Genomic DNA, 21,002 nt, shown 5'->3' on the forward strand with positions numbered 1-21,002 from the left:
ATTATGGCGCAATTATTTTTTAAATACGGTGCAATGAATAGTGGTAAGACAATTGAAATCTTAAAAGTTGCGCATAATTATGAAGAACAAAATAAATCAGTTATTATTTTAACAAGTGGTGTGGATGACAGGGATGGTGTTGGATTTGTTTCAAGTCGAATTGGATTGAAACGTGAGGCGACACCTATTTTTGAAGAAACAAATGTCTTTGATTTAGTTCAACAGACTAATTCAAATGCTGCTTGTGTTTTAATAGACGAATCACAATTTCTAAAACAAGCACATATTATTCAATTAGCTAAAATTGTGGATGAATTAAATATTCCAGTTATGGCTTTTGGGTTAAAGAATGATTTTAAAAACGAATTGTTTGAAGGATCAAAATATTTATTATTATATGCTGACAAGATTGAAGAAATGAAAACAATTTGCTGGTTTTGTCATAAAAAGGCCATCATGAATTTACGTATTCATGATGGTAAACCTGTATATGCTGGCGAACAAATTTTAATAGGTGGTAATGAAGATTATTATCCAGTATGTCGTAAACATTATAACAATCCGTTGATGACACAATTACAATAATCAGATAGACTAGAAAGATAAAGAATTAAGAGGAGACAATATAAAATGGATGAAATGTATGATCAATTACAATCAGTTGATGATCGCTATGAAGAATTAGGCGAATTATTGTCTGATCCTGAGATTATTTCAAATAATAATCGGTTTATGGAATTATCAAAAGAAATGGCAAGTATCCGCGAAACAGTTGAGAAATATCGCCAATATAAAGTTGTTGTTCAAGAACTTGCAGATGCTGAAGAAATGCTAGGCGAAAATTTAGATTCTGAAATGGCTGAAATGGCTAAAGAAGAATTATCTGACGCAAAGAAAGCAAAAGCAGCTTTAGAAGAAGAAATTAAGGTACTATTAATTCCTAAGGATCCTAATGATGATAAAAATATTATCATGGAAATTCACGGCGCTGCCGGTGGGGATGAAGCTAGTTTATTTGCTGCAGATTTATTCTCAATGTATTCTAAATACGCTGAGAAGCAAGGTTGGACTGTTGAAATTGTGGATAAAAATGTGACTGAAGTCGGTGGTTTTAAAGAAATTGTCCTGTTGATTAATGGTGATAGTGTCTTTTCTAAGCTGAAATATGAAAGTGGTGCACATCGAGTTCAACGAATTCCATCAACAGAATCAGCTGGACGTGTGCATACTTCTACTGCAACAGTAGGTGTTATGCCTGAAGCAGAAGATGTTGAAATTGAAATTGATGCAAAAGATATTAGAACGGATGTTTATCGTTCTTCTGGTGCCGGTGGACAACATGTTAATAAGACATCATCTGCTGTCCGAATGACCCATTTACCAACAAACATTGTTGTAGCTATGCAAGATGAACGTTCACAACAACAAAATCGTGAAAAAGCTATGAAAATTTTGAAGGCTCGAGTTTATGATTTCTATTCACAACAAGAACAAAGTGCTTACAATGAAAATAGAAAATCAGCTGTTGGATCAGGGGACCGTTCAGAACGAATTAGAACTTATAATTTCCCTCAAAATCGTGTGACTGATCATCGAATTGGATTATCATTGAATAAATTAGATCGTGTTATGAATGGTGAACTTGAAGAAGTAATCGATTCATTGATTTTATATGATCAAACACAAAAAATGGAAAAGTTGCAAGAAAATGACTAATCCAACCTACTATGAAGCCTTGAAATGGGCTTCTTTGTGTATAGAGGAACATAAGTTAGAAGTTGAAAGTGGTCAGTGGTTATTATTAGAGCGACTAAGCTGGTCAACGACTGATTTATTAATGAATTATCAAACAAAAATGCCAAAAAATGAGTGGCAACAATATCAGATAGATATTCAGCAATTTTGTGATGGAATGCCGGCACAATACATTATTGGTCATGCCTACTTTTTTGGTATGCAATTGAAAGTGACCGAAGCAACCCTTATTCCGAGACCTGAGACGGAAGAATTGGTAGAATGGATGTTGGAGACATTGCCTGCTAATGAGAAGTTGGTAATTGCTGATATTGGAACCGGTTCTGGAGCAATTGCGATTGCTTTAAAACAACAGCGACCAAATTGGCAAATCTTTGCAAGTGATATTTCTAAAGAAGCAATTACGGTTGCCAAAAAAAATGCACAAGCACAGCAAGTTGATGTAACATTTTTGATTGGAGATTTAACAGAACCTATTCATGAATTGAAAGTGGATGTCATCGTGTCTAATCCACCATACATTGCCGAAAATGAGCGAGATGTGATGGATAAAAGTGTGATTGAACATGAACCGCAAGTCGCATTATTTGCAGCTGAAAATGGTCTAATCTTGTATCGAAGAATGATAGAAGAGGTGGCTCGCTTCACGCAAAAACCAAGAGATATTTTCTTTGAAATAGGGTATCAACAAGAAAACGCCGTGATAAAGATGTTAACAAACGCATTTGAAAATGCAGTTTTAATAGAAGGAAAAAAAGATAGTTTTGATAATCAAAGAATGATTCACGCAAAATTATAAAAGGGGTGTTGAGTTAATGGAAACAATTATTTATCAACCTAATGAAATAGAAACTGCTGCAGAGTTATTAAAGCAAGGACAATTGATCGCATTCCCAACTGAAACAGTGTACGGATTGGGTGCCGATGCGACAAATGAAGAGGCAGTCAAACAAGTGTATGCTGCAAAAGGTCGACCAAGTGATAATCCACTAATCGTACACGTTGCCGATGTAGAGACAGTTCGGGAATATGCACAACCACTTACTGCCAATGTGGAAAAGTTAATTAAAACATTTTGGCCGGGTTCATTGACGCTTATCCTTAAATTAAAAGCAGGAGCTCTTTCAAAGACTGTTACAGGCGGTTTAGAAACTGCAGCCTTTAGAATGCCAGATAACAAAGTTACATTAGATTTTATTATTAAGTCGGGCGTTCCAATTGTTGGCCCTTCAGCTAATACTTCAGGTAAACCTAGTCCAACAATGGCAGAACATGTTGCTCATGATTTGAATGGTAAAATTGCTGGTATCATTGATGATGGGCAAACAAAAGTAGGGGTGGAGTCAACTGTCTTAGACATGAGTACAGATGAACCAACAATTTTGAGACCTGGAGCAGTTACTCAGTCACAAATTGAGGATGTAATTGGACACGTTAGTGATGATACACATGAAGTTGCCGAAGGAGAAACGCCAAAAGCACCTGGGATGAAGTATCGACATTATGCACCAAGAGCACAAGTTGTGATTGTTGATTCAACACAAAATTGGTCAGATATTTTAGACTGGGTCGCTAAACAAGATATTGCAATCGGATTAATGGCAAAAGAAGGTCAAATTGATACGGATCAGATACCTAAGAATAGTGGCTATTCTTCTTTAGGAAAAACAATTGAATCAGCAAGCCAATCACTTTTTGACGGTTTACGCTACTTCGATGACAACCCTAATGTTCAAATGATTTTAGTTGAAGGGTTTGATAAAAAGGGATTGGGTGTTGCTTACATGAACCGTCTTGAAAAAGCAGCAAGTAGCCAAAATATTGTTGAACTTATGGATGCTGAAAAAGTGAAATATAAACAACAGGATAAAGAATTGTGGGATGCAATCGCTCATGAAGAAAAACGCCAAGAGGACAATATTGAATTAATTGCGTCTGAAAATATCGTTTCTGATGCTGTACGTGCTGCACAAGGTAGCGTGTTAACCAATAAGTATGCTGAAGGGTATCCTAATAAGCGTTACTACGGTGGTTGTGAGTATATTGATGTAGTTGAACAATTAGCTATTGATCGTGCTAAGGCACTATTCCATGCTGAATATGCCAATGTACAACCACATTCTGGTTCACAAGCTAATATGGCCGTTTACCAGGCATTTTTAGAACCTCAAGATAAGATTTTAGGAATGAAATTAAACGATGGTGGACATTTAACGCATGGTTCACCAGTAAATTTCTCAGGTGAATTGTACAATTTTGTTAGTTATGGTGTTGATTCTAAAACAGAACGTTTAAATTATGATGCTATTCGAGAGATAGCACTTAAAGAAAAACCTAAAATGATTATTGCTGGAGCCTCAGCTTATAGTCGAATGATCGACTTTACAAAATTTAGAGCAATCGCTGATGAAGTTGGCGCCTATTTAATGGTAGATATGGCTCATATTGCTGGTCTTGTAGCTACTGGACTGCATCCAAATCCCGTAGATGTAGCTGATGTTGTTACGACAACAACGCATAAAACGTTACGTGGCCCTCGTGGTGGAATGATTCTTGCTAAAGAAAAATATGCTAAAAAACTAAACTCGGCAGTTTTCCCTGGTACACAGGGTGGCCCACTTGAACACGTAATTGCTGGGAAAGCGGCAGCATTCTATGAGGCAGCGCAACCAGCATTTACGGCGTATATGTATCAAGTTGTTCAGAATTCACAAGCAATGGCTGGCGTATTTGCACAGTCAGATTTAGTGAGAGTTATTTCTGGTGGAACTGATAATCACTTAATGAACTTAGATGTAACACCTTCTGGGTTAAATGGAAAAGAAGTTCAAAACTTATTAGATCGTGTTCATATTACTGTGAATAAAAATACAATTCCAAATGAATCATTGAGCCCATTTAAAACGTCTGGAATTCGAATTGGAACGCCAGCAATTTCTACTCGTGGGTTTGACAGCGAAGACGTAAAAGTGATTGCAATTCTAATTCTATACGCAATTCAATTTCACGATGATGACGATAAATTAGCCGAAATTGGTTCGCAAGTTTTAGCATTATCTAAAAAGCATCCTATTTCACAAATTAAATACGTTTAAGACTAGTATTTTAGGTAATAATTCGCTAAAATAGAATAGACTAAATTTAAGGGAGTGTTTCGTAATGGGCAAATTTCAAGTGATGGACCATCCGTTAATTCAACACAAATTAACGATTATACGTGATAAGAACTGTGGTACAAAAGAATTTAGAGAAGTTGTTAATGAAATTGCTGAACTAATGGTATATGATGTTTCTCGCGATTTTGCTTTAGAAGATGTTATCGTTGAAACACCTATGGGTAAAACAACACAAAAAACATTGGCTGGTAAGAAAATTGCTATTATTCCTATTTTAAGAGCTGGTTTAGGGATGGTTGATGGTATTTTGGAATTATTACCAGCAGCTAAAGTTGGACATATTGGTATGTACCGTGATGAAACAACATTCCAACCAACAGAATATTTTGTAAAAATGCCTGAAGATATTGCTAGTCGTGATCTTCTTGTAGTAGACCCAATGCTTGCTACTGGTGGTTCTGCTATTATGGCAGTTGATGCATTGAAGAAGCGCGGCGCAAAGACAATTAAGTTTGTTTGTCTTGTTGCGGCTCCAGAAGGTGTTGCAGCTTTACGTGAAAAACATCCTGATATTGATATTTATACAGCAGCACTTGATGATCACTTGAATGAAGATGGCTACATTGTCCCAGGTTTGGGCGATGCAGGTGATCGATTGTTTGGTACGAAATAAATTAAATGAATGGCCCTTAGAATGCTTATGCGTAAGCCGTCTAGGTGTCATTTTTTTTAATGTGAAAAAAAACTCAAAATAAGTCAGAATTTCTTTTGTATTTTATTTCAATTGGTGGTATGATTTCTTTTGTAATTGGAGAATATTTATAAAGTTATTCTCTTTAATTTATACCGTTTTATACGGTCAAATAAAAGTTTGGAAAGAGGTGAAATTCTGTGGATGGAGATGCTTTCGTTGTGAATTTTTATGGCCTACCTTTCAATATTACGAATGTCGTTTCCGGTTTACTTGCATGTGTGATTGTCGCGATGATAGCTATTGTATTATCGAGAAGACTGACCATGAAACCGACTGGTAGACAAAATGTTTTGGAATGGCTCATTGATTTCACCAATGGGATTGTTAAAAGCGCAATGCCAGGAAAAGAAGGTAAGAAGTTTAATTTATTAGCATTTACGTTATTCTTATTTATCTTTGTATCTAACCAAATGGGTTTATTTTTACAAATAGGTTTTGGCGACAAGACGTTGATTAAAAGTCCAACGTCGAGTCCGCTAACGACACTAACGTTTGCATTTTTGATTCTGCTATTATCACATTTTATGGGTGTTATTCAATTCGGATTTAAGGGATATATTAAAAATTCCTATTTGAGTCCAGTTGCATTTCTTTTACCTATTAACTTGATTGAAGAATTTACAAATTTGCTAACATTAGCTCTTCGTTTGTACGGAAACATTTACGCTGGGGAAGTATTATTAACGTTAATTGGTGGTGCAGTTTCTATGGGCCCATTAATGACTATCGTGGCTTTACCAGTTGAAATGATCTGGCAAGGATTCTCTCTGTTTATCGGAAGTATCCAAGCTTACGTATTCGTAACATTGTCAATGGTTTATATCGGTGGAAAAGTACAAAAAGAATAAAACAAGATATCTAAGGAGGAAACAATTATTATGGGATTATTAGCAGCAGGTATTGCAGCTGGTTTAGCCGCTGTCGCAACAGGTATTGGTAATGGTTTAGTTATTTCTAAAACAATCGAAGGTATGGCTCGCCAACCAGAATTATCTGGTCAATTACGTTCAACAATGTTTATTGGTGTTGGTTTGATTGAAGCCGTTCCTATTATTGCTATCGTTATTTCATTCTTATTGATGGCTAAATAATTTTTGAAATTAAGTTTGATTCTTCGTTGATACAACGAAATATATTAATTTTAAAAAGGAGGTGTCAATAGATGTTTTCAGATTTAGTTTTCGGTGCAGTTGGTAATTTTCAAACTGGTGATTTCTTATTCTATATTATTTCGTTTGTTATTTTGATGTTAATCATCAAACACTTTGCATGGGGTCCTGTCACAAAAATGATGAGTGACCGTGCAGATAAAATTGCAAATGATTTAGATTCTGCTGAAGATTCAAGAAAAAAAGCCGATATTTTGGCAACTGAACGACAAGACCAATTAGATAATTCACGTCAAGAAGCATCTGAAATTGTTAGTCGTGCAAAAGATAACGGTAAAAAGCAACATGATGATATCGTTTCTGGAGCTCAAGATGAAGCAACGACGTTGAAACAAAATGCTGTTAAAGATATTGAACAAGAACGCCAAGAAGTATTGAGTAGCGTTCAAAGTGATGTCGCTGAATTATCTATTGAAATTGCTTCTAAGATTATTCAAAAAGAATTAAATGAGAATGATCAAAAAAACTTAATCAATTCTTATATTGAAGGGTTGGTAAAGTAAAATGAAATTAGATAAGGCAACCGTTGCCAATCGTTACGGTGAAGCCATCTTTGAAATTGCTGATGAACAAGGTAATATTGTTGCCTTTTCTGAAGAATTAGAGGAAGTTAGACAAGTTTTTCTTGCTAATCCACAATTGAGTGAAGTGCTTGTTGATGCACGTCTTAATTTGTTAGAAAAGCAAGACCTTGTTAAGGTCTTACTCAAAGATGCATCTCCAATTATTGCAAACGTTATCCAAATGGTCTTTGATTATGGTCGAATGGGTGATATGGTTGGAATAATTGAAGAATTCGAACGATTATGCGATGTTAAAGAAAAAATTGTACATGCAACCGTTACAACTGCAATTGAGCTTGATGATAGTCAATTAACGAAATTATCAAGTAAGTTTGCAGAAAGAATCGGTGCAAATAAGATAGTATTTAACAATATTATTGATGAAAAAATTATTGGTGGCGTTATTATTGAAGCCAATAATCAGATTTTTGATGGATCAATTTCATCAAAAATCAACAAAGTAAAACGATTATTAGCGGAGTAACATATTAAAGTAGTTAAGAGGTGAACCTTGTATGAGCATTAAAGCTGAAGAAATCAGTGCTTTAATTAAAGAACAATTGGAACAATATAAAGACGAACTTATCGTTGATGAAGTAGGTACCGTTACTTATGTTGGTGATGGTATTGCTCGTGCACACGGTTTGGATAACGCTTTATCAGGAGAATTGTTAGAATTTTCTGACGGTACTTATGGTATGGCTCAAAATCTAGAAACAAACGATGTTGGTATCGTTATTTTAGGTGGCTATGAAGGTATCCGTGAAGGCGACGTTGTCAAACGTACGGGTAGAATCATGGAAGTTCCTGTTGGTGAAGAACTTATCGGACGTGTTGTTAATCCTTTAGGCCAACCCATCGATGGTAAAGGTGATCTTAAGACAAACAAAACTCGTCCAGTCGAAAAAAAGGCTCCAGGAGTTATGGATCGTAAGTCAGTTGATCAACCTTTACAAACTGGACTTAAAGCTATTGATGCTTTAGTTCCAATTGGCCGTGGACAACGTGAATTGATTATTGGTGATCGTAAGACTGGTAAAACATCAGTTGCTATTGATACGATTTTAAATCAAAAAGATCAAGACATGATTTGTATCTATGTTGCTATTGGACAAAAAGAATCAACTGTTAGCGCACAAGTGGAAACGTTACGTCGATTAGGCGCAATGGACTACACAATTGTCGTTAGTGCTGGTCCTGCTTCTCCCGCACCATTATTATGGTTAGCTCCATATACTGGTTCAGCAATGGGTGAAGAATTCATGTATAACGGTAAACATGTCTTGATTGTATTTGATGATTTATCAAAACAAGCAACGGCTTACCGTGAACTGTCATTAATTTTGAGACGTCCGCCGGGTCGTGAAGCTTATCCTGGTGATGTTTTCTACTTACATTCACGTTTACTTGAACGTGCAGCTAAGTTAAGTGATGAATTGGGTGGTGGTTCAATGACTGCTCTTCCATTTATCGAAACACAGGCTGGTGATGTTTCTGCATATATTCCTACTAACGTAATTTCGATTACTGATGGTCAAATTTTCTTGGATAGTGATTTATTCTATTCAGGTACTCGTCCAGCTATTGATGCTGGTACATCAGTTTCTCGTGTTGGTGGGTCAGCTCAAATTAAAGCAATGAAGAAAGTTGCCGGAAGCCTTCGTTTGGCTCTTGCATCATTCCGAGAATTAGAATCATTTTCTCAATTTGGTTCTGATTTAGATGCCGCAACACAAGCTAAATTAAATCGTGGACATCGTACGGTTGAAGTACTTAAACAACCATTACACAAGCCATTAGTTGTTGAAAAACAAGTTTTAATTTTATATGCATTAACACATGGATTCTTGGATTCAGTTCCTGTTGATGATATTCTTCGTTTTGAAGGTGAAATTTTTGATTTCTTTGATAATAATCATAGTGATCTTTTAAATCACATCAAAGAAACAGGTAATTTACCTGACGAAGATAAATTTGATGCTGCAATCAAAGACTTTTCAGAAGGTTTCCAAGTAACTCCTGAAAAAGCGTAAACTAAAAGTAAATGAAAGATGGTGAGAATTAATGGGTGCTTCATTAATGGAAGTAAAGCGTCGAATCGTTTCAACTAAGAAAACGGGACAAATAACTGGCGCAATGCAAGTTGTTTCGACTGCTAAGTTAAGCCAAATTCAGCGTCATACTCAAAGTTATCAGATATATGCTTCTAAAATTAGAAGTGTCATTACCCATCTTGCCCAATCTCACCTTTTAGATGCTAAAGCTGGAAAATCAAAGCAATCATCTGAGAATGATAGTTCAAAATTTTCAGGTTTTGATATGTTACAAAAGAGACCTGTTAAAAAAAGTGGTTATTTAATTATTACTTCTGATCGTGGTTTAGTTGGTAGTTACAATAGTAACGTAATTAAACAAACATTAGATTTGATGAAGCAAAATGGCCATACTGTAGATAATGCTGTTATTATTGCTGTTGGTGGTACTGGTGCTGACTTCTTTAAAAATAGAGGATATGAGGTTGCCTACGAATACCGTGGTGTAAGTGATATTCCAACGTTTATTGAGGTTCGTGAAATCGTTAAATCAGTAGTAACAATGTATAACAGTGAAGTTTATGATGAATTATTTGTTTGTTATAATCATTTCGTTAATAGTTTACAATCGGACTTTCATTCTGAACAAATGCTTCCTATTTCAGAAGTGAATATGGATACAGATGCAGAAGGTATTGAAACGTCTAATGTGATGGGGAATGAAGATTATGATATGGAACCTTCAGGAGACGCAATTCTTGAAGTTGTTCTACCTCAGTTTGCTGAAAGCTTAGTATATGGTGCGATTTTAGATGCTAAAACAGCTGAACATGCTTCAAGTTCTACAGCAATGAAATCTGCGACAGATAATGCTAAAGATATTATTGCATCATTAGAATTAAAGTATAATCGTGCACGTCAAAGTGCTATTACAACAGAAATTACAGAAATTACTGGTGCAACAGCTGCTTTAGAGTAAAATGACAGGAGGAAATACAGAAGATGAGTCTCGGTAAAGTTGTTCAAGTTATCGGGCCCGTCGTCGATGTACAATTCTCTTTAAACGAAACCTTACCAGATATCAATAATGCGTTAAAAGTTACACGTGAAGATGGAACTGCTCTAATTATCGAAGTTACGCTTGAATTAGGTGACGGAGTTATGAGAACAATCGCCATGGATTCTACGGATGGCTTGCAACGTGGAACAGTTGTTGAAGACACAGGTGCTTCAATTTCTGTCCCTGTTGGTGAAGATACTCTTGGTCGAGTGTTTAACGTTTTAGGAGATACCATTGATGGTGGTCCTGAATTTAATAAAGATGCAGAGCGCAGTAGCATCCATAAAGATGCTCCTAAATATGATGAATTAAGTGCAAGTACTGAGGTTCTTGAAACAGGAATTAAAGTTATTGACTTGTTAGCCCCTTATATTAAAGGTGGTAAAATTGGATTATTCGGTGGTGCCGGTGTTGGTAAAACTGTTTTAATTCAAGAATTAATTCATAATATTGCTCAAGAACATAATGGTATTTCAGTGTTTACCGGTGTTGGTGAACGTACTCGTGAAGGTAATGACCTTTACTTTGAAATGAAAGAATCCGGCGTGTTAGAGAAGACAGCCATGGTGTTTGGTCAGATGAACGAGCCGCCTGGTGCCCGTATGCGTGTTGCATTGACTGGTCTTACAATTGCGGAATATTTCCGTGATGAAAAAGGACAAGATGTGCTATTGTTTATTGATAATATTTTCCGCTTTACACAAGCTGGTTCTGAAGTTTCAGCCTTATTAGGCCGTATTCCTTCAGCCGTAGGTTATCAACCAACATTAGCTACTGAAATGGGTCAATTGCAAGAACGTATCACGTCAACTAAAAAAGGTTCAGTTACATCAATTCAAGCAGTTTATGTTCCAGCTGATGATTATACTGATCCTGCTCCTGCAACGACGTTCGCCCATTTGGATGCAACAACTAACTTGGAACGTAGCTTAACGCAACAAGGTATTTACCCAGCTGTTGATCCTTTGGCTTCAACTTCAAGTGCTTTGACACCTGAAATTGTTGGAGAAGAACATTATCGTGTTGCTACGGAAGTTCAACATACGTTACAACGTTATCGTGAATTACAAGATATTATTTCTATTTTAGGTATGGATGAATTATCTGATGATGAAAAAGTAATTGTAGCACGTGCGCGTCGCATCCAATTCTTCCTTTCACAAAACTTTAATGTTGCCGAACAATTCACAGGAAAACCTGGATCATATGTACCAATTGCTGAAACAGTTCAAGGATTTAAAGATATTCTTGATGGTAAATATGATTCACTTCCTGAAGATGCTTTCAATGGTGTCGGCCCAATCGAAGATGTTATTGAAGCAGCAAATAAAATGGCAAAATAGGGGGTAATAACAGATGGCTGAAGATTCAGTTTTGACCGTTAGTATCGTCACTCCTGATGGTAGTGTTTATGACAATAATGCTAAAATGATTATTGTTAAAACACCCAGCGGGGAAATGGGTATTTTACCCAATCATATTCCAGTTATTGCTTCTCTTGATATTGATGCTGTCAGGGTTAAGGTAAATGATAATGAAGAAGATGAAATTGCCGTAAGTGGTGGATTCATTGAATTTTCAAAAAATGTCGCAACGGTTGTTGCAAATGCAGCAGAATGCCAAGAAGATATTGATGAAAATCGTGCACAGGCTGCTAAAAAAAGAGCTGAGCAGATGATTTCTACTGCAAAACAAACACATAATGTTGATGAACTTAAAAGATCTGAAATTGCACTTAGACGTGCAATCAATCGAATTAATATCTCTAAACATTAATACAAAAGTGGGTGCTGGATTTATTCAGTACCTTTTTTTGTATATACATATTAAATATTTCATTTTTGTTACAAATATTAGCGACAAGTGGTACAAAATATGCTATGCTTATGACGAATAAATTTTAGGAGTGTTTTGATGAATACTGTGGGAATCCAATCGCTAGTTACTTTAATGAGTCATCTAATGTTTATTGGAATTGCTTTTTGGGCAATTCAAGGGTTACGAATAGACAGGTTTTTCCCACAAAGTAGCCAACAAAGAATCAAAGTTTTAATTGTCTTATTGGCTATTTTATTAGGATATACAAGCAGTGCCTTTTTCTTAAATTTTATTGATAATGTTCGTAATTTAGTTTTTTTAGTTAAATAATAACGGGGGAATAACTTGTGGAAAAAATAATCGTCAAGGGTGGAAACTCACTCAATGGAACAGTGCATATAGAAGGCGCAAAGAATGCAGTATTGCCAATTCTAGCAGCCGGAATTTTAGCAAGTAGTGGTGAAAATACACTGTCAAATGTACCAGTTTTGTCAGATGTCTTTACAATGAATAACGTACTACGTTTTTTAAATTTAGACGTTGACTTTAATGAAGAAACTAATGAAGTTAAAATGAGTGCGACTAAAGAATTATCACCAGAAGCACCATTTGAATATGTTTCAAAAATGCGTGCTTCTATTGTTGTAATGGGACCACTTTTGGCACGACTTAAACATGCGAAGATTGCAATGCCTGGTGGGTGTGCAATAGGTTCTCGCCCAATTGATTTGCATTTAAAAGGTTTTGAAGCAATGGGTGCGCATATTGAACAATTCGATGGTTATATAGAAGCAACTGTAGATGAATTAAAGGGTGCCAACATTTATCTTGATTTTCCAAGTGTAGGTGCAACTCAGAATATTATGATGGCTGCAACATTAGCTACTGGTACAACTGTGATTGAAAATGTTGCAAGAGAACCAGAAATTGTTGATTTAGCTAATATTTTAAATAAAATGGGTGCTAAAGTACAAGGTGCTGGTACCGAAACAATTCGCATTCATGGTGTTAAGGCATTACATGGCGCTGATCATGCAGTTGTCCAAGATCGGATTGAAGCAGGGACATTCATGGTTGCTGCAGCAATGACTCAAGGTAATGTTTTAATCGAAGAGGCTATTGCGGAACACAATAAACCATTAATTTCTAAATTAGAAGAAATGGGCATTGACGTTATCCAAGAAGACAATGGTATCCGAGTAATTGGAACAGAAAAAATTAAACCAACTACAGTTAAAACATTGCCTCATCCAGGGTACCCAACTGATATGCAGCCTCAAATGACTGTCCTTCAATTAATGGCAGATGGTACAAGTATTTTAACAGAGACGGTATTCGAAAATCGTTTTATGCATCTTGAAGAATTACGACGTATGAATGCAAAATTTAAGATTGAAGGCAACTCAGTTGTCATGTATGGTCCAACTGACTTCAATGGTGCAGAAGTTGCTGCTACAGACTTAAGAGCTGCTGCAGCACTTGTGCTAGCAGGATTAGTAGCTCGTGGTTATACACAAGTTACACATCTTGAATATCTTGATCGAGGCTACTATCATTTCCATCAAAAGTTAGAAGCTTTGGGTGCTGAAATTAAACGTATCAATGATGATACACAAGATATAATTATTAAGACAGAAAATGAAGTAAAATAGAAGAAATGTCCATTTTGGACATTTTTTTATTGTATAGGTATATGGTATAATGCTTACATTAGTGTAAGTTTTAAGTGCCGAGAGGAGAAGCATAATGGCTAAAGATATTGGTATTGATTTAGGAACCGCAAATGTATTAATTAACGTACAAAATAAAGGAATCGTCTTAAATGAACCATCTGTTGTTGCAATTGACACAAAATCAGGTCGTGTATTAGCAGTTGGATCAGAAGCATATAAAATGGTTGGTAGAACACCTGGTAGTATTAGAGCTATCAGACCTATGAAAAATGGTGTCATTGCTGATTTTGATATTACAGAACAAATGTTAACTTACTTTATTAAAAAATTAAATGTGAGCGGCTTTTTATCAAAACCAAGTATTTTGATTTGTTGCCCAACAAATATCACATCAATTGAACAAAAAGCAATTATTCAAGCTGCTGAAAAAGCTGGTGGTGGCAAGGTTTATCTTGCTGAAGAACCTAAAGTTGCAGCTATTGGTGCTGGGTTGGATATTTATCAACCCCGTGGTAGTTTAGTGATTGATATTGGTGGTGGTACAAGTGATGTTGCCGTTATTTCATTAGGCGATATTGTAGCAAGCCGTTCATTACGTGTTGCTGGTGATCAATTGAATAGTGATGTTATCAATTTTGTTAAGCAAAAACATAACCTTCAAATCGGTGAACGTACAGCTGAAAAAGCTAAAATTGAAATTGGGACAGTTTACCCAGACAATCGTGCATTAGAAATGGAAATTCGTGGACGAGATGTTGTTACTGGTTTACCAAAGACAGTTGTGCTTAGCTCTGCTGAGATTGAAGAAGCAACTCATGATACAATGCAAGCAATCGTTGCAGCAACTAAAGAAGTTCTTGAACAAACACCACCAGAATTAGCATCAGATATTATTGATACTGGGATTATTTTAACAGGTGGCGGTGCATTATTAGATGGTGTTGATTTATTAATGTCATCGAACTTAGATATTCCTGTTATGGTGTCAGAAACACCATTGGATGATGTCGCAAAAGGAACTGGATTCTTGTTAGATCATATTGAAAAACAAGGTAGATAACAACTGTGATACTGGTTATTAAGGGAGGTCTATTAACGGGGCAATCTGTTGATGGACCTTTTCATATAGGAGGTGTCATTTATTTATGCAAAACTTAATGCTTGCACCAATCAAGTTTTATCAAAAATTTATTTCACCGATGTTTCCACCTAGTTGCCGGTACTATCCAACATGTTCAAACTATATGATTAAGGCAATTCAAAAACACGGTGCAAAAGGTATTATTATGGGTATCGGTAGGATTTTACGATGCCATCCTTTTGTCAGAGGCGGATACGATCCCGTACCTGATTACTTTACCGTACGAAGAAATAAGAACCCTAAAGGAGAAGAAAAGCATGTCTAAAAAAGAAAAAGAGATTGAAGTAGCAGAAAATGATATTAAAATTAATGGTGAGGATGCAGTTTCATTAACCGTTGGCGGTATTGAAATTGGTACAGTCATTCAACAAGATACAAAATTTGTTGCAACATTAAGTAACGGTGAGATATTCAAAGCTAAAACTCGTGATGAAGGTATTGATACTTTATTGCGCGATTTTCACTTACATCGCGGTTAATTAGTCAATTATTAAATTTTAGCCTATTCAAAAATTTAACGAAATAAGTGACATAGTGTGGAGGGGAATTCTATGAGTAGTAGAAAAGATGAGGTCGATAGTGAGTCAAGAATTGATTATGGTATTATTTTTGCCGTTTTAGTCTTGGCAATTATTGGGCTTGCCTCAATTTACGTATCAGCATCCCATGATACTAGTGCGACCTCAATTGTTAGCCAAATGGTTTCACAGTTAATGTGGTACGCTATTGGTGTCATTGCAATTGTCGTTATTATGCAATTTGACTCAGAACAATTATGGCGAGTCGCACCGATAGGGTATTTTATTGGCCTGTTTTTATTGATGATTGTTTTAGTCGTATATAGTCGACCTTTATATATAAACACAGGTGCTAAAAGTTGGATACCATTAGTTGGTTCGTTAACGTTCCAACCATCAGAAGTTATGAAGCCAGCATTTATATTAATGTTGGCGCGTGTGGTTACGATACATAACAATGATTATCCAACTCATAAAATTGGGACAGATATTATTTTATTAGCCAAAATGATAGCATGGACGTTACCAGTAGTTATTTTATTAAAACTGCAAAATGATTTTGGAACAATGCTCGTTTTCTTTGCTATTTTAGGTGGTGTCATTTTAGTTTCAGGTATCACTTGGAAGATTATTGGACCGGCATTTGGAACGGTGGCTGTTGTAGGTGGAACGGCATTATATATGGTTATTTCAACAACTGGTCGATCAATTCTAGAAAAAGTTGGCTTTTCTGCCTACCAATTTGACCGAATTGATAACTGGTTAGATCCATCAAAAGATACATCCGGAACAGGATATCAATTATGGCAAAGTATGAAAGCCATTGGATCAGGACAAATGACTGGTAAGGGATTTAACGTGTCAAATGTTTATGTTCCCGTCCGTGAATCTGATATGATTTTTTCTGTTATCGGCGAAAACTTTGGGTTTATTGGTGGTTGTATTTTAATCTTTATTTATTTCTTACTCATTTATCGAATGGTTCGTGCAACCTTTGATACGAAGAATGAATTTTATGCTTACTTATCTACTGGGGTCATTATGATGATTTTATTCCATGTTTTTGAAAACATTGGGATGAGTATTGGGTTACTACCTTTAACAGGTATTCCATTACCATTTGTCAGTCAAGGTGGGTCTGCTTTAGTAGGAAATATGATTGGAATTGGCTTAATTATGTCAATGCGATACCATCATAAGAGTTACATGTTCAGTAGCGAAGACGAAGATTTTGATAAAAAGATAAGGCAGTGATTCTATTATGGAATCACTGTTTTTTAAAACTAGGAGGTTTTGATGATGATTGATTTTTATTGGTATCCTAAATGTTCAACTTGTAGAAAAGCAAAACAATGGTTAGACGAAAATGAGGTTGAATACCATATAATAGATCTTATCCAAGAAACACCAAAGGCGAGTCTAATCGAAAAATGGTTGAATGAGTCTGGTCTTCCAGCAATATCTTTTTTTAATACACAAGGAAATAAGTATCGTGAATTAAATCTAAAAGATAAACGACCAACGATGACAATTCAGCAATCAAGTCAAATTTTAGCATCAGATGGGATGTTAATGAAACGTCCGGTATTAACTGATGGAACAAAATTAACGACCGGATTCAGTGAAGATGTTTTTACAGAGACATGGTTAAATAAATAAAACTGTTGACATTAAATTTTAATCTAGCTATAATCAACTACAATAAGAAATACAGATAAGACGTTTTGAAAAGATGAGTAAATTTTAGTAATTAGTTAAGAGAATCCTGGTAGCTGAAAAGGGATCAAAATTACGGAATTGAATATGGTCTTGGAACGTTTGGTAGATGAGCAATGTTAATCTACCTTGGGTACGCCCAATACAGCGGAAAGGTATCGGTTATATTAAAACCCGTACCTGATGAGATTGTTATCGTGAGGTAACAATAAAACAAGGTGGTAACACGTGAAGTTTATAACTTCTCGTCCTTCCGTTTATTAAACGGGGGATGGGAGGTTATTTTTTTGCAGAAAAATTAGGAGGTATTAACATGATTGAGTTTAAAAATGTATCAAAAGAGTTTATCACGAAAAGTGGTAAGGTTAGCGCTGTTTCTGATGTGAATCTTTCGGTGGAAGATGGTAGCATCTTAGGTATTGTAGGATATTCAGGTGCTGGTAAAAGTACATTAATTAGAATGCTGAATGGATTAGAGACACCAACTTCGGGTGAAGTTGACGTTAATGGCGCTAAAATCGCATCTTTATCGGGTAGAACATTGAGAAAGCAACGTCAAAAAATTGGCATGATTTTTCAACATTTTAATTTACTCTGGTCACGAACGGTTGTGGAAAACATCATGTTTCCACTTGAACTTGCTGGAATAAGTAAAACTGAGCGGTTGTCCAAAGCTGAAGAATTAACAACATTAGTTGGGTTAAAAGGTAAAGAAAATGCATATCCTTCTGAGTTATCTGGTGGACAAAAGCAACGAGTTGGGATTGCTAGGGCTTTAGCGAATGATCCTGAAATTTTGATTTGTGATGAAGCAACAAGTGCGCTAGATCCACAAACAACAGATGAAATATTAGATTTATTACTTCAAATTAATCATAAATTGAAATTAACAATTGTATTAATCACTCATGAAATGCATGTGGTTCGTAAGATATGTGATCACGTTGCTGTAATGGAATCTGGAAAATTAGTGGAGAGTGGACTTGTCTTAGACGTCTTTAAGCGTCCGAAACAAGACGTCACAAAACGATTCGTTAATCAGGAGGTCACACCAGCTCTACATGATACTGAACTTGCTGTAAATGAATTAATTGAAGCTTATCCACAAGGGTTGATTGTTCAATTAACCTTTCACAGTACGCAGACGCAAATGCCAATTATCTCTGAAATGTTAAGACAAATTCCAGAAGTTGATTTTAATATCGTTGAGGGTTCCATTCATCAAACTCAAGGTGGCCCAATTGGAACATTATATATTCAATTAACTGGTCCAAAAATAAGTTTAGATCAAACCGTTCCATTCTTGCAAAAAATGAAAGTAGAAACGGAGGTATTGCATTATGGGGACTAATACTTGGGCGTCATATTTTAACTTTAATGCTGTTAACTGGGATGAATTCTGGTCAAATACTTGGGAAACAATCAGTATGACATTAATATCTACAATAGCCGTTACAATTTTGGGTATTATCTTAGGTCTTATTTTATTTGAAACAAAACAAAAAACGACCGGTAAAATAAGTATCTGGGTAAAAATAATTAATTGGATTGTTTCAGCCATGGTTAACATTTTTCGTTCAATTCCGTTTATTATTTTAATTGTCTTATTATTGCCTTTTACTAAGGCTTTAGTTGGTTCTATTATTGGACCGATTGCAGCATTGCCAGCTCTAATCCTCTCGGCGGCTCCATTTTATGCACGAATGGTGGAACTTGCTTTTCGTGAGATTGATTATGGTGTGATTGAAGCAGCTGAAGCAATGGGTGCTAACAAGGCACAAATCATTTGGAAAGTACTATTACGAGAAAGTTTACCAGCTCTTATTTCAGGGGCGACAGTTACTGGAATTACAATTATTGGGTACACGGCAATGGCTGGTACGATTGGTGCCGGTGGGCTAGGAAATTGGGCTTTCATTGAAGGTTATGGTGCTAATAATAATACTGTTACACTAGTTGCAACGGTCACAATCATCATTATTGTTGCCATTTTTCAACTTATTGGTGATCATTCAGCTAAATTAATCGATAAACGAAATAATTAAGGGGTAACCTCATGAGAATAAACAAAAAGTTCATTTTTTCATTTCTATTTTTGACTCTTTTATTAGCTGGATGCGGGAAACAATCAAATGGAATGACTACTTTGACAATTGGTGCTAGTAATATGCCCCATGCAGAAATTCTAGATCATGTAAAACCAATGTTGGCAAAAGAAGGTATCGATTTAAAAGTTAAAGTTTTTCAGGATTATGTGATGCCTAATAAAGCGACTGAATCTGGTGATTTAGATGCTAATTATTTTCAACATAAACCATTTTTAGATAATTGGGACAAACAGAATAATGGTGATTTAATAAGTGTTGGAAATGTTCATCTTGAACCAATCGGTGTCTATTCTAAACAAGTTAAAAAGTTAACTGATTTGAAGAAAGGAAGTACGGTTTTAGTATCTAACAGTATTTCAGATTATGGTCGTGTTTTAACTATTTTTAAAGATGCTGGATTAATAACCCTGAAAAAAGGGACAGACGTGGCAACTGCAAATTTTGCTGATATCAAAACAAATAAATTAAATTTAGTTTTTAAGCATACGTATGAGCCAAAATTGATGTCTGATTTATATGAAAATAATGAAGGCTCAGCCATCATTATTAATGCAAATTATGCGGTTGAAGCTGGATTAAATCCAACGAAACAAGCTATTGCATTAGAACGTAGTACATCATCATATGCGAATTTAGTTGCTGTCGCACCAAAAAATAAAGATAATCCTGCGATTAAAAAGTTAGTTAAAGCACTACAATCTAAAAAGACACGCGAATGGATTTTGAATAAGTATAAAGGTGCCGTTATTCCTGCAAAATAAAGAGAATTGAATTAGTCGACATGACTAATTCAATTCTCTTTATTTTGCAATTTTATTAATTAGCCATTTGAAAATAGCTAAATCTGATGGTTCTCTTATATAAGACATTTCGGGATGCCATTGAACACCTAAAATGAGACCGTCATTACTACTGATACCTTCAATTAGGCCATCTGAACTTGTCGCAATGGCCGTTAATGAATCACCTAAACGGTTAATGGCTTGGTGATGGTACGTATTGACACGAAGCGTTGAACCATAAGTATCTGATAAATAATTATTTGCTTTAATCGATACAGAATGTGTGGCGTATTCTGGTAATGTTGGATCTTGTAAATGCTTAACTTGCCAATTTGAATAGTCACTTAAATCTTGATAGAGTGTTCCACCAAAAAAGACGTTAAGTATTTGTAGTCCACGGCAAATACCAAGTATTGGTATTTTTCGAGAAATAGCTTCCTTGATTAAAGCGAGCTCCATTTCGTCACGTGGGGGATTTAATTCTTCTAATTTTGGATGAGGTTCTTGGCCGTATAAGATTGGTGAAACATCTTGACCACCTGCTAATAGTAAACCATCTACCAAATCAAGATAACTAGATGCGTTTGCTAAATCAGTAGGAATGATTAGTGGTAAACCGCCAACTTCAATAATGGCATCAATATAGCCTTGAGGTGTATAAGTAATTTCGTTAATGTGCATGCCTGTAATTGGATTTCGATTAGGATTTCCAACAATACCGATAATAGGTTTCATAAATGAACCTCCTCAAAATTTACTTTTTATTAGTTTAACTTAATTAAATAAAGATTGCGAG

The 21,002-nt window shown here is 35.6% G+C and carries 24 protein-coding genes and 1 pseudogene; 24 read left to right on the forward strand and 1 reads right to left on the reverse strand.

What is annotated here, in order from left to right; all coding sequences use genetic code 11:
- Positions 1 to 3: 3 nt before the first annotated feature.
- The 24 genes and pseudogenes from AC1RPX_RS05355 to AC1RPX_RS05470 all read left to right on the forward strand — a co-directional run bounded on the left by AC1RPX_RS05355 (position 4) and on the right by AC1RPX_RS05470 (position 20,185).
- On the forward strand, positions 4 to 585 hold the full coding sequence (locus AC1RPX_RS05355) for a thymidine kinase (RefSeq protein WP_409022298.1): 582 nt from the start codon (positions 4 to 6) through the stop codon (positions 583 to 585).
- 45 nt (positions 586 to 630) lie between these two features.
- Entirely contained in the window at positions 631 to 1,716 is a 1,086-nt protein-coding gene (gene prfA / locus AC1RPX_RS05360; RefSeq protein WP_409022299.1) for a peptide chain release factor 1, read from the forward strand.
- Entirely contained in the window at positions 1,709 to 2,554 is an 846-nt protein-coding gene (prmC, locus tag AC1RPX_RS05365) for a peptide chain release factor N(5)-glutamine methyltransferase (protein ID WP_481761636.1), read from the forward strand. Before prfA ends, prmC begins: the two co-directional genes overlap by 8 nt.
- 16 nt (positions 2,555 to 2,570) lie before the next feature.
- A pseudogene (locus AC1RPX_RS05370) lies at positions 2,571 to 3,554 on the forward strand (L-threonylcarbamoyladenylate synthase); the annotation flags it as partial.
- 33 nt (positions 3,555 to 3,587) lie between these two features.
- Positions 3,588 to 4,850, forward strand: coding sequence for a serine hydroxymethyltransferase (gene glyA / locus AC1RPX_RS05375; RefSeq protein WP_481761720.1), 1,263 nt, complete (start codon positions 3,588 to 3,590; stop codon positions 4,848 to 4,850).
- 64 nt (positions 4,851 to 4,914) lie between these two features.
- Positions 4,915 to 5,544, forward strand: a complete 630-nt coding sequence (gene upp / locus AC1RPX_RS05380; RefSeq protein WP_409022301.1) for a uracil phosphoribosyltransferase — start codon at positions 4,915 to 4,917, stop codon at positions 5,542 to 5,544.
- Positions 5,545 to 5,762: 218 nt separating this feature from the next.
- A complete protein-coding gene (gene atpB / locus AC1RPX_RS05385) occupies positions 5,763 to 6,473 on the forward strand; it encodes a F0F1 ATP synthase subunit A (RefSeq protein ID WP_409022302.1) in 711 nt (236 codons plus the stop codon).
- Positions 6,474 to 6,503: 30 nt separating this feature from the next.
- The gene (atpE, locus tag AC1RPX_RS05390; protein ID WP_409022303.1) at positions 6,504 to 6,716 is read left to right on the forward strand and encodes a F0F1 ATP synthase subunit C; all 213 of its coding nucleotides are present in this window, start codon (positions 6,504 to 6,506) and stop codon (positions 6,714 to 6,716) included.
- A 71-nt stretch (positions 6,717 to 6,787) separates the two neighbouring features.
- Positions 6,788 to 7,297: a F0F1 ATP synthase subunit B gene (atpF, locus tag AC1RPX_RS05395; RefSeq protein ID WP_409022304.1), complete on the forward strand. Its 510-nt coding sequence runs from the start codon at positions 6,788 to 6,790 to the stop codon at positions 7,295 to 7,297.
- A 1-nt stretch (position 7,298) separates the two neighbouring features.
- Positions 7,299 to 7,841, forward strand: a complete 543-nt coding sequence (atpH, locus tag AC1RPX_RS05400) for an ATP synthase F1 subunit delta (RefSeq protein ID WP_481761637.1) — start codon at positions 7,299 to 7,301, stop codon at positions 7,839 to 7,841.
- 31 nt (positions 7,842 to 7,872) lie between these two features.
- Complete coding sequence (gene atpA / locus AC1RPX_RS05405) at positions 7,873 to 9,390, forward strand: F0F1 ATP synthase subunit alpha (protein ID WP_481761638.1); 1,518 nt, start codon at positions 7,873 to 7,875, stop codon at positions 9,388 to 9,390.
- Between the two features lie 31 nt (positions 9,391 to 9,421).
- Positions 9,422 to 10,369, forward strand: coding sequence for a F0F1 ATP synthase subunit gamma (locus AC1RPX_RS05410; RefSeq protein ID WP_481761639.1), 948 nt, complete (start codon positions 9,422 to 9,424; stop codon positions 10,367 to 10,369).
- Positions 10,370 to 10,392: 23 nt separating this feature from the next.
- Positions 10,393 to 11,793 (forward strand): F0F1 ATP synthase subunit beta, encoded by a 1,401-nt coding sequence (gene atpD / locus AC1RPX_RS05415; RefSeq protein ID WP_409022308.1) that lies wholly within the window; start codon positions 10,393 to 10,395, stop codon positions 11,791 to 11,793.
- A 13-nt stretch (positions 11,794 to 11,806) separates the two neighbouring features.
- Positions 11,807 to 12,226, forward strand: coding sequence for a F0F1 ATP synthase subunit epsilon (locus AC1RPX_RS05420; protein ID WP_481761640.1), 420 nt, complete (start codon positions 11,807 to 11,809; stop codon positions 12,224 to 12,226).
- A gap of 138 nt (positions 12,227 to 12,364) precedes the next feature.
- Positions 12,365 to 12,598 carry a DUF1146 family protein gene (locus AC1RPX_RS05425; protein WP_409022310.1) on the forward strand — a complete coding sequence of 78 codons (234 nt, stop codon included), beginning with the start codon at positions 12,365 to 12,367 and terminating at the stop codon, positions 12,596 to 12,598.
- A 17-nt stretch (positions 12,599 to 12,615) separates the two neighbouring features.
- Positions 12,616 to 13,920, forward strand: a complete 1,305-nt coding sequence (gene murA, locus AC1RPX_RS05430; protein ID WP_481761641.1) for a UDP-N-acetylglucosamine 1-carboxyvinyltransferase — start codon at positions 12,616 to 12,618, stop codon at positions 13,918 to 13,920.
- A 94-nt stretch (positions 13,921 to 14,014) separates the two neighbouring features.
- The gene (gene mreB / locus AC1RPX_RS05435; protein ID WP_409022312.1) at positions 14,015 to 15,001 is read left to right on the forward strand and encodes a rod shape-determining protein; all 987 of its coding nucleotides are present in this window, start codon (positions 14,015 to 14,017) and stop codon (positions 14,999 to 15,001) included.
- 85 nt (positions 15,002 to 15,086) lie between these two features.
- On the forward strand, positions 15,087 to 15,347 hold the full coding sequence (gene yidD / locus AC1RPX_RS05440) for a membrane protein insertion efficiency factor YidD (protein ID WP_409022313.1): 261 nt from the start codon (positions 15,087 to 15,089) through the stop codon (positions 15,345 to 15,347).
- Positions 15,340 to 15,561: a DUF2969 domain-containing protein gene (locus tag AC1RPX_RS05445; RefSeq protein WP_409022314.1), complete on the forward strand. Its 222-nt coding sequence runs from the start codon at positions 15,340 to 15,342 to the stop codon at positions 15,559 to 15,561. The genes yidD and AC1RPX_RS05445 overlap by 8 nt, the downstream gene beginning before the upstream one ends.
- Before the next feature lie 72 nt (positions 15,562 to 15,633).
- Positions 15,634 to 16,854: an FtsW/RodA/SpoVE family cell cycle protein gene (locus tag AC1RPX_RS05450; protein ID WP_481761642.1), complete on the forward strand. Its 1,221-nt coding sequence runs from the start codon at positions 15,634 to 15,636 to the stop codon at positions 16,852 to 16,854.
- A gap of 45 nt (positions 16,855 to 16,899) precedes the next feature.
- On the forward strand, positions 16,900 to 17,259 hold the full coding sequence (locus tag AC1RPX_RS05455; RefSeq protein ID WP_481761721.1) for an arsenate reductase family protein: 360 nt from the start codon (positions 16,900 to 16,902) through the stop codon (positions 17,257 to 17,259).
- Positions 17,260 to 17,629: 370 nt separating this feature from the next.
- On the forward strand, positions 17,630 to 18,667 hold the full coding sequence (locus tag AC1RPX_RS05460; protein WP_481761643.1) for a methionine ABC transporter ATP-binding protein: 1,038 nt from the start codon (positions 17,630 to 17,632) through the stop codon (positions 18,665 to 18,667).
- On the forward strand, positions 18,657 to 19,361 hold the full coding sequence (locus AC1RPX_RS05465; protein WP_409022317.1) for a methionine ABC transporter permease: 705 nt from the start codon (positions 18,657 to 18,659) through the stop codon (positions 19,359 to 19,361). Before AC1RPX_RS05460 ends, AC1RPX_RS05465 begins: the two co-directional genes overlap by 11 nt.
- A 17-nt stretch (positions 19,362 to 19,378) precedes the next feature.
- Complete coding sequence (locus AC1RPX_RS05470; RefSeq protein WP_481761722.1) at positions 19,379 to 20,185, forward strand: MetQ/NlpA family ABC transporter substrate-binding protein; 807 nt, start codon at positions 19,379 to 19,381, stop codon at positions 20,183 to 20,185.
- Positions 20,186 to 20,224: 39 nt separating this feature from the next.
- Here AC1RPX_RS05470 and AC1RPX_RS05475 read toward each other — a convergent pair whose 3' ends face one another.
- Positions 20,225 to 20,941 carry a gamma-glutamyl-gamma-aminobutyrate hydrolase family protein gene (locus AC1RPX_RS05475; protein WP_481761644.1) on the reverse strand — a complete coding sequence of 239 codons (717 nt, stop codon included), beginning with the start codon at positions 20,939 to 20,941 and terminating at the stop codon, positions 20,225 to 20,227.
- Between the last annotated feature and the right edge of the window lie 61 nt (positions 20,942 to 21,002).

It is taken from the genome of Dellaglioa sp. CoH-56-MRSF-14, from assembly GCF_056782115.1.

Coding starts and splice junctions, on each gene's coding strand:
- atpA (WP_481761638.1), top strand. CDS start 7,873: ATGAGCATTAAAGCTGAAGAAATCAGTGCTTTAATTAAAGAACAATTG.
- AC1RPX_RS05475 (WP_481761644.1), bottom strand. CDS start 20,941: ATGAAACCTATTATCGGTATTGTTGGAAATCCTAATCGAAATCCAATT.
- AC1RPX_RS05455 (WP_481761721.1), top strand. CDS start 16,900: ATGATTGATTTTTATTGGTATCCTAAATGTTCAACTTGTAGAAAAGCA.
- prfA (WP_409022299.1), top strand. CDS start 631: ATGGATGAAATGTATGATCAATTACAATCAGTTGATGATCGCTATGAA.
- mreB (WP_409022312.1), top strand. CDS start 14,015: ATGGCTAAAGATATTGGTATTGATTTAGGAACCGCAAATGTATTAATT.
- AC1RPX_RS05425 (WP_409022310.1), top strand. CDS start 12,365: ATGAATACTGTGGGAATCCAATCGCTAGTTACTTTAATGAGTCATCTA.
- atpE (WP_409022303.1), top strand. CDS start 6,504: ATGGGATTATTAGCAGCAGGTATTGCAGCTGGTTTAGCCGCTGTCGCA.
- glyA (WP_481761720.1), top strand. CDS start 3,588: ATGGATGCTGAAAAAGTGAAATATAAACAACAGGATAAAGAATTGTGG.
- atpH (WP_481761637.1), top strand. CDS start 7,299: ATGAAATTAGATAAGGCAACCGTTGCCAATCGTTACGGTGAAGCCATC.
- AC1RPX_RS05450 (WP_481761642.1), top strand. CDS start 15,634: ATGAGTAGTAGAAAAGATGAGGTCGATAGTGAGTCAAGAATTGATTAT.
- AC1RPX_RS05355 (WP_409022298.1), top strand. CDS start 4: ATGGCGCAATTATTTTTTAAATACGGTGCAATGAATAGTGGTAAGACA.
- AC1RPX_RS05420 (WP_481761640.1), top strand. CDS start 11,807: ATGGCTGAAGATTCAGTTTTGACCGTTAGTATCGTCACTCCTGATGGT.
- AC1RPX_RS05445 (WP_409022314.1), top strand. CDS start 15,340: ATGTCTAAAAAAGAAAAAGAGATTGAAGTAGCAGAAAATGATATTAAA.
- AC1RPX_RS05465 (WP_409022317.1), top strand. CDS start 18,657: ATGGGGACTAATACTTGGGCGTCATATTTTAACTTTAATGCTGTTAAC.
- atpF (WP_409022304.1), top strand. CDS start 6,788: ATGTTTTCAGATTTAGTTTTCGGTGCAGTTGGTAATTTTCAAACTGGT.
- upp (WP_409022301.1), top strand. CDS start 4,915: ATGGGCAAATTTCAAGTGATGGACCATCCGTTAATTCAACACAAATTA.
- yidD (WP_409022313.1), top strand. CDS start 15,087: ATGCAAAACTTAATGCTTGCACCAATCAAGTTTTATCAAAAATTTATT.
- AC1RPX_RS05460 (WP_481761643.1), top strand. CDS start 17,630: ATGATTGAGTTTAAAAATGTATCAAAAGAGTTTATCACGAAAAGTGGT.
- atpD (WP_409022308.1), top strand. CDS start 10,393: ATGAGTCTCGGTAAAGTTGTTCAAGTTATCGGGCCCGTCGTCGATGTA.
- AC1RPX_RS05410 (WP_481761639.1), top strand. CDS start 9,422: ATGGGTGCTTCATTAATGGAAGTAAAGCGTCGAATCGTTTCAACTAAG.
- prmC (WP_481761636.1), top strand. CDS start 1,709: ATGACTAATCCAACCTACTATGAAGCCTTGAAATGGGCTTCTTTGTGT.